The 11787-nt window shown below is 37.2% G+C and carries 12 protein-coding genes; 2 read left to right on the top strand and 10 right to left on the bottom strand.

What is annotated here, in order from left to right; genetic code table 11:
* Together BLV86_RS15900 and BLV86_RS15895 are read left to right on the top strand one after the other, a co-directional pair.
* Positions 1 to 462, top strand: a 462-nt coding sequence (locus BLV86_RS15900; protein WP_207647483.1) for a tyrosine-type recombinase/integrase, incomplete at its 5' end; no start/stop codon positions are given.
* 229 nt (positions 463 to 691) lie between these two features.
* Complete coding sequence (locus tag BLV86_RS15895) at positions 692 to 1189, top strand: zinc-ribbon domain-containing protein (protein WP_090819482.1); 498 nt, start codon at positions 692 to 694, stop codon at positions 1187 to 1189.
* Between the two features lie 115 nt (positions 1190 to 1304).
* Here BLV86_RS15895 and BLV86_RS15890 read toward each other — a convergent pair whose 3' ends face one another.
* The 10 genes from BLV86_RS15890 to istA form a co-directional block, all read right to left on the bottom strand.
* Positions 1305 to 3281, bottom strand: coding sequence for an Ltp family lipoprotein (locus BLV86_RS15890; protein WP_175456590.1), 1977 nt, complete (start codon positions 3279 to 3281; stop codon positions 1305 to 1307).
* Positions 3282 to 3363: 82 nt separating this feature from the next.
* Positions 3364 to 4494, bottom strand: a complete 1131-nt coding sequence (locus BLV86_RS15885; protein WP_090819475.1) for a hypothetical protein — start codon at positions 4492 to 4494, stop codon at positions 3364 to 3366.
* A gap of 171 nt (positions 4495 to 4665) precedes the next feature.
* A complete protein-coding gene (locus BLV86_RS18390; protein ID WP_242873344.1) occupies positions 4666 to 5388 on the bottom strand; it encodes a hypothetical protein in 723 nt (240 codons plus the stop codon).
* Between the two features lie 333 nt (positions 5389 to 5721).
* Positions 5722 to 7014 (bottom strand): hypothetical protein, encoded by a 1293-nt coding sequence (locus tag BLV86_RS15875; RefSeq protein ID WP_090819472.1) that lies wholly within the window; start codon positions 7012 to 7014, stop codon positions 5722 to 5724.
* Between the two features lie 20 nt (positions 7015 to 7034).
* Positions 7035 to 7583: an FxLYD domain-containing protein gene (locus BLV86_RS15870; RefSeq protein WP_090819469.1), complete on the bottom strand. Its 549-nt coding sequence runs from the start codon at positions 7581 to 7583 to the stop codon at positions 7035 to 7037.
* 31 nt (positions 7584 to 7614) lie between these two features.
* On the bottom strand, positions 7615 to 8364 hold the full coding sequence (locus tag BLV86_RS15865) for a hypothetical protein (RefSeq protein WP_090819467.1): 750 nt from the start codon (positions 8362 to 8364) through the stop codon (positions 7615 to 7617).
* A 44-nt stretch (positions 8365 to 8408) separates the two neighbouring features.
* A complete protein-coding gene (locus BLV86_RS15860; protein ID WP_090819465.1) occupies positions 8409 to 8951 on the bottom strand; it encodes a hypothetical protein in 543 nt (180 codons plus the stop codon).
* A gap of 192 nt (positions 8952 to 9143) precedes the next feature.
* Complete coding sequence (locus BLV86_RS15855; RefSeq protein WP_090815448.1) at positions 9144 to 9335, bottom strand: hypothetical protein; 192 nt, start codon at positions 9333 to 9335, stop codon at positions 9144 to 9146.
* Positions 9322 to 10098, bottom strand: a complete 777-nt coding sequence (gene istB, locus BLV86_RS15850; protein ID WP_090815449.1) for an IS21-like element helper ATPase IstB — start codon at positions 10096 to 10098, stop codon at positions 9322 to 9324. Before istB ends, BLV86_RS15855 begins: the two co-directional genes overlap by 14 nt.
* Positions 10091 to 11656, bottom strand: a complete 1566-nt coding sequence (gene istA, locus BLV86_RS15845; protein ID WP_175456444.1) for an IS21 family transposase — start codon at positions 11654 to 11656, stop codon at positions 10091 to 10093. Before istA ends, istB begins: the two co-directional genes overlap by 8 nt.
* Between the last annotated feature and the right edge of the window lie 131 nt (positions 11657 to 11787).

The raw sequence follows: 11787 nt of genomic DNA, 5'->3' as shown, positions 1-11787 counted from the left end.
GACAGTTTAATAAAGCTAGTTCCTCCGAAGACTCGAAACGCCCATAGGACAATCTATCTCTGCGATAAGCTTATTGAACATCTGAAAGCCAAGAAAAAGCAAGCAATGAAAGATTCTGTAACCTATGCGGCGGTCAGACAGCAGAAGCAGAGATTCATAGAAGATTTGGACGGTTCCTTGATATCCTGCACAGAACTTGTAAATTGTCTTCCTGATGGAACGATTCAGACTGTGAATTCTATGAAGTATCCGACAAGAGAGATAAAGAGCAAGCTGAATATAAACTTTAAGTATCATTATCTTCGCCATACTTATGGAACTTTGATGGCAGAAATGAACACGCCTACACATCTTCTCTGCAATCAGATGGGGCATGGAAACATTCACGTTACTCAGCTCTATTATCTTGCGGTATCAAAGACAGGTGTTGAAGTTTTGCAGAACAATCTGAATCTACTTTGATTAAACCCACAAGCATTTTGACTTTCCTTCCATAAACATGCCTATATGGTAGATACTGTTAATTTCATCACTTAGTTAAATCCTCAGTAGATTACTGATTTCATGATGTAATGATTATATATTACATTAACATTGACGATATATCGCCTATATATATATTACTATTGTGATAAAACACGATAAGCTGGTAATTCCAAAAAACATAAAGTTATCATAGGAGGAAAATTAAATGGGAATGATATCTTGTCCAAAATGTGGTTCAGAAATAGAAGAAGGTGCATCCGTATGTCCGAATTGTGGTTGCCCAGTTCCTAATAAAGATATTACGGAAGGGAAATCACCATCTCCAGTTAATCAAGTTAATTCTACAACTTCTTTGAAGAAGATTGGAAATATTGGTGGTATTATCAGTGGTATTATCTCAGTTAGTTACGCTTTTGTTATAAAGGGAATGGACGTTGGATCACATGAGCAGTATGTGACGTATGGTGGAGATGCTTACACGGGTATTCAAAATGCTTCTGCACAGGCAGCAAACAATATTCAGGATTTGGCATATATTGTTCGTGATGGACTGTTTGCGTTCCTTCTCGTTTTTGGAATTGCACTGATATGTTTCTTTGTAACACAAATGGAGGATAATAAAGCGCCTGTTACAGAGACAGTTGTTCCTAAAACACCTGCAGCAACGTCAGAGGATACTTCCCCTGTTATTAAAGATAACTAAAAGCGAGTTAATAACAATTTATGAATCGGCATCTATCAATTGAATAAGTTTAGACTTCAAAAAAGCCATACAAGGGTTTTATCCCCCCGTATGGCTTTTAAGTATGCACTTGAGCTCAATATGCCTGATTTACGCCATATTCAGCTTCTTCTTTTGTAAACCCATCATATTCGAGTTGCTCAATAAGACCATCGCGAGAAAATCCCATAAGTTTCAAATATTCCAAGGCCTTCTGTTTTGCTTGGTATCGCCAATCAGCACCACAATTATCAACTGCATACTGTGCATCCGATGAATTGAACCCTTCGTATTCAAGCTGTTCCTTTAAGCCTTTTGCCGAGAACGCTATATTTTCAAGATATTCTTGTGCTTTTCGAAGTGCATTTTGTTGACCAGACGAGCTGCTTACAGCTGTTACAGCTGAAGGCTCGGATTCCTTATTGCTGCTGTCCGAATAATCTATACCAGAAATATCAGATTCATCACTAACCTTCCTGTATTCTCTTTCATGTCCTGTATCAGAACCAGAATCTATAACTATGCTAAGAACTGGTTCCTGACTATCTAATTTGTAATCCAATACTGTCTCATGGTTATTTAGATTAAGTTTAACTTTATTATTGTCAATATCATAATATCCAATCACAGTACTATCAATAGCAGTCTTGTTTTGTGTGTAGTTGGAGTATTCAACAATGCCAGAATTAAATACAAGTCGTTCGCCAAGAGATGATAGGCTATTAGATAATTCCCAAGTTCCTTCCAGCACTTTGTCATCCACAATATGTGGAGTTGTTTGCCATAGATAATTGCTATCTTGGCTATTTGGATTTACATAAAAATCTTCTTCATCAAAAGCAACTTTTAAGGTTACTCCATTCTTTGAGCTTTGACAAATCAAAAGTTTTGCGATGATTTCTTCATCTTTTTTTATGACAATATTGTCTCCATTATCTGTCAGGTCATATCCGTATAATTGTTCAAGTATTGCTTTATAATTTTCAACAGCATTCTGTGCCATTGATAAGTCTACTACTTCAGGATAATATCTAGGTTCATCAAAAATAAAGAGGAACTTACCATTAGAATATGGAAGCAGGTAATTATAATCATCTTGCTTTACAATACTATTGATACATGTGTCAGGCATAGGAATTAATTCTTCATCGAATAGTTTCCACTGGTCTGCAGGAATCAATTCTGGGTCAGTTCCAGCAGTTAAGGACACCTCGCCAATTTTATCATATTCTATAAATGAATGCTTATCGGGCTTGCCATCATCTATCGAACTCCAGTCCAATAGATTTCCCCAGAAATCAAAATTGAATTTACGATGATGAATGTTTTCTACACCCTGTTCGTCACCGCTTAAAAAGAGTAGATTGTCATCCTCATAAACATAATCCTTGTAATAGGAATTTTTGTCACCATCAGCCGAAATTGTTAGCCAATCAACTCTTATGATTCTGCCATTATCATCGTACGTATATGTATGTTCAAACCTGGTTTTATACTGGTTTGTCTCTATACTGGAAACTAGCATATTGTTATCGTCATATGTATATTCTGAGCCGTATGTTATTACATCTTTTCCATCCTTTGAGGTCTTTGTACAAAGCGCTTCTACCAGCAAACCATTTTCATTATATTTGTATGTAGTATCTTCTATTCCATACGATAAATGATCCACTATAGATCGAACTAGTTTGTTATTATTATCGTATTCAAATGAGTATAGGTAATTCCATTTATCATGTTTCCTTGATGCGAGATTTCCTCTGTCATCCAGTGTGAAATCTTTAAACTTTGAACTTTGTAGTCCATAAAGATTATTATAAACTGCTCCATTAATATCGCGTTTGATAGTATAATAGTTTTCTATCTCCGGCGCATCTTCATGCGTTTTTTCATTAATACTCTCAGCATTATTTGTTTTATCTGTATCTCTTGACGATTCGAAAATAGTATTCTCTTTTTCCGTGGGATTAGCTTCTGATGTTGTTATAACATCTACGGCTTTTTTCCCTCCGCCGCAAGAGCTAATTGAAATCATCATAACTACTGATAAAATGATTAAAAATAATCTATTCATAGATTTTTCTCCTTGTAAAGACACGGCAGAGGATTTTTGCATTCCTCTACCGTGTAATTATTGCCGTAATCAAGAGCCTTGTTTATCGTATCTTGTAAACTATTTCGTTTCCGTTTTGTTCAAAGATTATTCTTAGGTCTGCGGATTCATCTTCGGAAACCCTTTTTGGTACTGGAATTGCTGAAAAATACTTACCGGATTGAAGAGGGGACAAATCCATTTTATAATTTATTCCGCCAAGCCCAACTATTCGATATTTAGAATATACGCCATTTATATCATCTTCAAAAATATAAGCACCTGTTGCATCAGCAGTCTTGTATAAATATCCATTATTATAATCAATCGTAACATTGGAATCCCAATACATGTTGATTGTTTCTTTTGAAAGATTTGTATAATCAAAATGGAATAGAATATAAACCATGTCTTTGTCATCTGGCGCATCCCAGACCACATCTCTTTCGAAAAGTTTAGTAGTGTTACTTGAACCCAGTCGCTCTGTGAATTCATAATCTTTCAAAGTAACTTCAAAAGTATCGCAGGAAGCCTTCTCTCCAACAGAATACTTCTTAAGTGCATCATCTGCTGCTGATTCAGACATGAATTTGCTTCCTTTGTCTCCAGATAACACAATATTATCTCCGTCTTTACTGACTAAATAACAATCAAAATCTCGCAAATATAAAATGTCACCAACTATTTCATTTTGTCCAGCATTTGTAATAGATGCACCGGTTTTACGTTCGACTGTTGCTTTTCCGTCCTTAAACGAAAGTAAATCTCCGCTTTCAGTATCTATCCACTTATTTGATATTATATCTTCAATTGGAACTATGCTCTCCTTTTCGAAGACAAAGACCGTTCCTTTAGGAACATAGTCTGATTCGATACAGGTTAACTTTTTCTCATCAGAATTATCAATTTCATATTTACCTACATATTGTATTGATATCGTATTACCGTCTATCGACGGAATAGTAGTAGATGATAAACTCTTATTCAATCGATATAAACTTCCCTTATCATTTTCAATCACAATATACTGCCTACCATCTCTATCGTGCCAAAATCCGAGCAAATCCGTTATATCTGTGGTTGATTCTTTCTTTGCCACATCATTTGTATTGTCTGAGGTATTTGTACTTCCGCCGCAAGCACAAACAGAAAGTGCCATGACTGCCGATACAATGACTGTTAAAAATCTCTTCATTGTTTTGATCCTTTCTGACTAATAAGGCAGAGGTTTTCGTTCCTCTGCCTTAAAATCAATTGTTTTTGAAATCATATTGTAATTTTCACAAATCTACCCATTTAGAAATAATCATTTAAAATGAAAACAATATCACTTTGATAGGTATTTATACTCTTATTTATATTATTTTTACCAAACAAAATCTGCATCCGTATATATTTCTCCAGTTCCAATATTATTACCACTGTTCAGATATTCAGTGATAGCTTCCCACGCTTTTTGACTAGCTTTAGTATAATCAAGTTCACACTTCATCCAAGCTAATTGTGCCTTTCCTATAGATGATTTTTGTTTGAGAGAATAATAACTCTTGGGGCTATATATGGGCTCATTATTGCTGATATTATAAAGGAACTCGTCGGAGAAAACACTACGAATCCTATATTGGGTTACAACCGCAACGCAGTTTTCGCCTTTTTCATTTGTGTATGGTTGACAATAAATCGCACTGAATTCAGCGGAAGGATAGCTATCTTTTATACTTCTTGCAAAAAGACCTGCATACTCTTTATATTTTGTATTTATATTAGATTTATTCTCAGATGTTGATATTGTAGATGTAGCTGTTGTTGTATCAGATGTTGTAGTGGTGTTCTGCACCCAAGCACCATCTGCTCCCACATAATAACCATCGGGAGTAGTGGTGTTAGCAAGCATTCTTCCTTGTGCATCAAAATAATAATATTTTCCATCGATTAATTCCCAATTGTTTAATGCAAATGTTCCGTCATCACGTATAAAATACCAATTACCATCTGCCGTCTGAGTCCATGCTGCGGAATATGCTGTGATAGACATCATGCAAACTATTAACGCTGATGCAACGAGCGCTTTAAAGTATCTCTTCATCATTACATTACACCTCTTTCTTATCTCTTGATAATTACAAAATGTACCACACTTATACTTCATATCGTCAATTTCATCGAAATATATAAACATTACCTCATTAAATCTACAATTAACAGAGGATTGAATGAGATAATGACATGAAGAATTAACTATTTAAAATTAAGAAAAGAGTGGAATAGAGTGCATGGATATTACAACTTCAATATGCAGTTCCGCAATCACACAGCGGTACATCGGTATCGAACCACAGCGGATAGAACAGGCGATACAAAACCACGCACAGTTATTATAAAAAGCAGGGGATTATGGTTTCCCCTGCTTTTTATTATGGTTTCAATCAGGATTTTGCTTTTTAAATGGCACCACATAATCTTCTGTTAACACCCTAATAAAGTTATTATAGTTTTGGGATGCAGGATAGAGATATATAGCATCAACTACCTTCCAATTTCCATCACCCAAGGTTGCATCAACAACTTCTCTCCCTGAAACTAATAACCCATATTCATCATAATGAAATTCCTCGGGACGTTTACCTTTGGCACTTACCTTTGTTATAAAACCATTGTCATCATAATCATATGTGTATTCTATTATTTCCCCATTGTCATAAGATATCTCCTTAATCATTCCATTCTCATCATATGCATAATCCTTATGTCCCGTTAAAGATAAAGGATTTTTCCCTCCCATTAAACAGTGAGCATCAGCACTTGTTCCATCTTCTGAGAAGACAATACTAAACTCATCCCATAAATCACCAGTGATTGATTTTAATAGTCCATCTGAATATTCATATTTATGTGTAAAACTTGTTCCATTATCTCGATAAATAGTACAAGAAATTACATTAAAATCGGAATCATATTCATACGAACGAGCTCTGCCATCGTCGTACTTTATTCTTTTAGGATAGAGCATTATTTTTTTGGTATATTGTGAAACATTTCGAAAGTCCTTAACTACATTAAACTTCTTTAATGCTTTTTCACACTCTCCTTGCTCTAATAAAGACACTGCTTCAGAAAACCACTTGTCAATGATTTCTTCTTTTTCTGAAACTGCATCATCATAATTATCACCAACCATGGTGAAATTATATTTAGAATAACCAGCTTCAATAATGCATCGAACATCATTGCCTGCCTCGAGCGATTTGGTTATCAAGTTTCCTATAAATCCATTGCATGCCAGCCCACCGCCGCCAGTTTCTTCCAGTTTATCTTCTGTAATATCGCCAGCGATTTTAATTTTTATAACTTTTTCCTCAGAGCTTAAAAAAGAAGCCTTAGTTTTCCCATATTCGTAAAGATAAAATCCCAAAATATTCCCATCAGTGAGAACGTTGACTGTTAACTCTGATGATGCAGTTGCCGAATTACTGAAATCGCCTTCAAAGTAGCCGCTTATAACAGGAATACTTTCTTCTGTAATATCCCCAAATTCATCTCTGGAAAGTTCAGTCTTCCAATGTCCTTCCTTTTTGGGCTCAACAGGTGCCGTAGTATCAACTGTGCTTGCTGTGGTTTCTTGAACTTTTGTCTCTGCGGGTTTTGCTCCGCCACCGCAAGCGCAAACAGACAGCGCCATAGCTGCTGATATAATAATTACTGCTAATCTCTTCATTGCATCCGTCCTTTATATGCTTATTCCTTTTTATTCATCTCTTCGAACAGTACTTCTGGCTTCGGATCTAAATAAACTCGTTCCCCGACATAATGTTTTCCGTCTTTCACTTCATCAATAGTGTAATATTCAATTTTAACAGAACCGAGATCTTCTGGTTTTAACTCTGTTCCAAAATTTGATGTCCAAGTCGAATGCCCTGCCTCCATATCAGAAACTCTAAAAGCTTGACTTCCTACTCTATCCCCATTTTTATCATATGAATAGAATTGGAAGCCAACTTCCTCAAGTGTTGTCTCTGTATTATTCCTGATCTTTAGTTTCACTGCTGCATCACCAGTTGTATACATTGTATCATCATACATTGCCTCGACAATCGTCATATCTTCGCCTATTGGAATGTTCAGTTCTATCTTTGCTGGTGCTTCTGTCGTTTCCCCTGTAGTTTCTGTTTCTGTTGTAGCATTTGCAACTGTCGTTGTAGTCTCTGCGGGCTTAGCCCCGCCTCCGCAAGCACTAACAGAAAGCGCCATAACTGTTGATAAAATGATTGTTAAAATTCTCTTCATGGTTTTGCTCCCTTAAATAAGCTTGCGTTGTCTAATGTATTTCATATGGGACGCCGCATAAATACAAAATGAGTTCCCTGTTTGAATCTTCTTTTATTTTTTTAGGGATTTGAATCACACCTCTTACTTCATAAATATCATCAGATAAAGGTTTAATTGATCCATTGAAATATCCAATTTCAAGACCTAATGCTTTAACCGTAGCGGTTGCTTCAGAGTCAGAATCAAAATTAGCCCAAGTAGAAACTTTGGAATTATTTCTTGTTCGATACATTGAAAAATAATCAGAATCGAACGTATATTCAGAATTATAGACAACACGTGGAGCAAAATCATATTTTACAGACGTTCTCTGTTCTTTTCCGATATATTCAAAATCAAAGGCATAGTATAAAAAAGTATTATCCGATTCTTTGTTTTGATTGAATCCATGGATTCCTTCTATAACGTATCCCTCTTCGTCTACAAATGCCTCATCTGTTGCGGTAAAAAACTCTTCGGCATTTACAAAAGTTGATTTTTTTGCATTATCACCATAGCATACCAAAATATTATCTGATAATTTTGCATCCTTTAATGTGAAACGATAGAATTCCGTTTCAGCTGTATCTCCAACTTTTTTAGGTGGAATGATTTCTTCATTTGTCTCTTCTTCTGTAGTAGTTTCTTCCATTGTCGTTGACACTTCTACAGTAGTCTCTGTGGGCTTGGCGCCGCCTCCGCAAGCACAGATAGAAAGTGCGATGACTGCTGATATAAAGATTGTAAATAATTTTTTCATTACTTTTTGTTCCTTTCTTCGGAATTAATGCTGTTCGAAAGGCTCTAATCTGTAATCAGATATGCTTCTTGCATTTCAACCAAGCTTCCCTTTAGCGACATTCCACTTCCATATGAATCCTTTACGCCTTCGGTCTCTTCAACCGATGAGATTTTTCCGACAAAACGATACATTTTTGATACTTCAAGATTGATGAGTTCTTCTGTTGGTAAATATACCCGAAATGCCAAGCCTTCAAATCCATAGCCATGAAGTTGGCCATTATTATCGGCATATATTTCCAAATCAGCATAATTTAAACCTATAGAATACACTTTTCCTGAAAACGTATATGTATTTCCGACGACGGTGGTTGAAAATGCAGGGTTTTCAAACATTTTTTTTGCAATATCATCTTTAAGTATGACTGCCTCGTTTAATAAATCCTCTTTTGATAATTTAGAGGACTCTGTCTCTGTTGCTGTTGTCTCTTTCACGGCTAAAGTAGTTTCTTCCGCTGTGGTCTCTGCGGTTGAAGCTCCGCCGCCGCAAGCACAGACTGATAACGCTATAATTGCTGATAAAATGATTGTTAAAAATCTTTTCATTGCTTTTTGCTTCCTTTTGTAAACGGCAAGTAAAAACCAGCAATTTTCGGCATTTAATTTCCAGCAGTTTTCGGCAGTGAAAAACCAGCAGTTTTTGTGGGAACCATCCCAAAATCAGCTTTTTCATCTGATGACAGGGCTGCAAAGGTGGGATGGCTGGTATCATCCCACCTATTAGGAAATCAATCCGTGTTACTCGTAGCTATAGAGTTGTTCCGAGACTTTATCATAATCATTCATAAGATCTTCGTTTTCTTTTGTGAGTTCATGGATCTTTTCAAGATAAAGCCACGTGCTTTCAACTACGTCATTGTATTTATCGAGGAGCTCCTCTTTACTGATCTTGTCCAGATCTTCCTTTTTTATCATTTCATACTGTTTCATCACTAGTATCCTTTCCATCATTTAAGAATGATTTGCGGTTTTCCAATCTATAACTCTTTCCGGATATCTTAATCCTATCGCAGCGGTACGAAAGTCTGTCCAGTATTGCAGTAGCAAGTGCGGGATCATTTAAAAACTCGGCCCATTCCTCAAACCCTTTATTAGTGGTGATTACTATAGCTGTCTGTTCCTGAAGCTCAGATATCAATTGAAAGAACAGATTACCTTCGGTAGGGTTGATCGGCAGATAACCTACTTCATCAATGATTAGAAGATTAGACTTCCGTATACGGTTCATTTTGGCACGACTGCGGCGGTCTATCTCCTCTGTTCTAAGACATTGAACCAGGGACTGCATTGTTGAATAGCTTACCTTATAGCCCTCTTCACAGGCATGGTATCCCAGCCCTATAGCCAGATGTGTCTTGCCCACTCCTGGCGGTCCGGAAAGGATCAGATTGTATAATCCATCTATCCATGTAAGTTCTGACAGTTGCTTGAACTGTTTCTTGGAAATAGCCCTGCAGAAATTCAAATCGAAATCCTTCAGGTACTTTGGATATGGGAATCCGGCATCTTTTACACGTCGCGCCTGAGCCTTGTCATGGCGGTATTTCAATTCTCCGGTAAAAATGTTTGCAATGAAATCAGTATAAGTTTGTTCCTCCTGTTCTGCCTTATGTATCAGGGTTTCTATGCTGTCTTTTGTATTGTATAGCGACAGCGAAATCGCTTGCTCTTTTAGTTCTGTTAACTTATCCATTGACAGCACTCCTTTCATTCATCGCATTCTCGTATGCACTCAAAGACCGGATATCCGGTTTGTCTACACGATATTTTTCAGGAAGAGAAGTACTGTCACGTTTTTTGATGTTCTTTTCTTCAATAGTTGCCTGTGTAAGATATATGATGCTCGATTTCAGATCTCCTGCAGAATACAATTCCTTCTCACTGCAGTATTCAACGCCCTTTAAGATGTCATCACGGTTCCATTCCTCAAAAAGCTTTTTTATGACACCAAGCTGATCCCTGTAATAGCGAGGTTTTTCTTGATGTATATGTTCAAGAAAAGGTCCGACCAGCTCATCGTTATTAAAGAGTTCCCTAAGCAACTTCTCCTGTTCTTCAACGGACTTTGTCTTGTCTCTTTCTGAACGTTCTGAGTGACCTATCAGTTTTCCTTTTTCGTGACAAAGCGGGTGTGTTGCATATATCTCACCAGTTATGGAATCAGTTATTGATACTTCGTCGGTTTCTTCGTTGATTTTCATATAGACGCGCACACCCTTGTGGTATGTCCCCACCGGAACACGATACCTGTTGCTTTTATAAAGAACAAGATTGTCTTTACGGACGGCATAGTCTATACTGTTTTCATTAGCGATAGCAAAGCTATACTCAGAGACCGGAACCAAGTATTCCTTTTCGAGGGCGAATACTTCATCCGGTCTTTTGTGTGTTGTGCCATGTACGTCATGATTAGCGGTGCGTCTGAGCCATGCTAAACATGCCTCATTAAAGCTCTCTATATCTGTGAACATACGGTGATCCGCAAAGTTGTACTTGGCGAATTTGACCACGTTTTCTACCGGACCTTTGGATTCAGGATCAGCACCATGACATAGAAATATATCAAATCCTACTTCCTGAAGATAACTTTGGAACCCGGCGGTATATATGATATCGCCATGGTTTTCACTTACAGCCAACACCTTATCCTGATCATATACGATCTGATGCGGACGGCCTCCAAAATAATCAAAAGCCTTGATGTGAGCCATTATGAAAGTTGTTGTGGTAAACGGTCTTTCCTGCCACATAACAAATTTGTAGCGGGAATGTGCAAGTACCATGGCAAAGCAGTAAACCTTCTTCTGTCTGCCGGATTTCGTGGGCACATATATCTCACCCATATCCACTTGTCCTTGAGCGCCTGGATCTCGCTCATCAACTGCTTCATATTGTCTTTCAGTTTCCGGTTTCTTTATGTCGTATTCTTCCCGGATGCTTTTCACGTAGTTCTGAAATGAACGTTTCTGAAAGTCCAGTGTTTCTAAGGGACTTCGTTCCTTGCACCAGTCATAAATTTGGGCAGCCGTCATATCCGGAAACTCCGTCAGCCATTCAACAATAAGTTCTTTGTATACGTCCGGCTTTCTAACCCTGTGTTTTTTCTTTGTCTCTTCATATCCATCGGGGGACATATCCCAATACTTTGAGACTGTCTCTCTGTTGAGCTTCAGTTTCCTGGCAACCTTTGATTTCCTGAAGCCTTTGCGTTTGAGTGTTTGAATCTCGGCATATTTCATCCAATCAATCATCCTTTCTTCACCTCCTAGCATGCAATTATAGACATGCATAGGAGAAATTCATATGATTACCGGAATTCCATTCTCAAACTGCTGGTTTTTCACTGCCGAAAAATGATGGTTTTATAATACCATTTACACCT

Source organism: Oribacterium sp. KHPX15, from assembly GCF_900107835.1.
Taxonomy (GTDB): domain Bacteria; phylum Bacillota; class Clostridia; order Lachnospirales; family Lachnospiraceae; genus Oribacterium.
Note: the sequence above shows the minus strand (reverse complement) of the source record. Positions and strands in the feature narration are given on the sequence as shown.

Excerpts from the sequence above, each read along its gene's own strand:
- BLV86_RS15860 (WP_090819465.1), bottom strand. The coding sequence starts at position 8,951 with ATGAAAAGATTTTTAACAATCATTTTATCAGCAATTATAGCGTTATCA.
- BLV86_RS15875 (WP_090819472.1), bottom strand. The coding sequence starts at position 7,014 with ATGAAGAGATTAGCAGTAATTATTATATCAGCAGCTATGGCGCTGTCT.
- BLV86_RS15890 (WP_175456590.1), bottom strand. The coding sequence starts at position 3,281 with ATGAATAGATTATTTTTAATCATTTTATCAGTAGTTATGATGATTTCA.
- BLV86_RS15865 (WP_090819467.1), bottom strand. The coding sequence starts at position 8,364 with ATGAAAAAATTATTTACAATCTTTATATCAGCAGTCATCGCACTTTCT.
- BLV86_RS15870 (WP_090819469.1), bottom strand. The coding sequence starts at position 7,583 with ATGAAGAGAATTTTAACAATCATTTTATCAACAGTTATGGCGCTTTCT.
- BLV86_RS15885 (WP_090819475.1), bottom strand. The coding sequence starts at position 4,494 with ATGAAGAGATTTTTAACAGTCATTGTATCGGCAGTCATGGCACTTTCT.
- BLV86_RS18390 (WP_242873344.1), bottom strand. The coding sequence starts at position 5,388 with ATGATGAAGAGATACTTTAAAGCGCTCGTTGCATCAGCGTTAATAGTT.
- istB (WP_090815449.1), bottom strand. The coding sequence starts at position 10,098 with ATGGATAAGTTAACAGAACTAAAAGAGCAAGCGATTTCGCTGTCGCTA.
- BLV86_RS15895 (WP_090819482.1), top strand. The coding sequence starts at position 692 with ATGGGAATGATATCTTGTCCAAAATGTGGTTCAGAAATAGAAGAAGGT.
- BLV86_RS15855 (WP_090815448.1), bottom strand. The coding sequence starts at position 9,335 with ATGAAACAGTATGAAATGATAAAAAAGGAAGATCTGGACAAGATCAGT.
- istA (WP_175456444.1), bottom strand. The coding sequence starts at position 11,656 with ATGATTGATTGGATGAAATATGCCGAGATTCAAACACTCAAACGCAAA.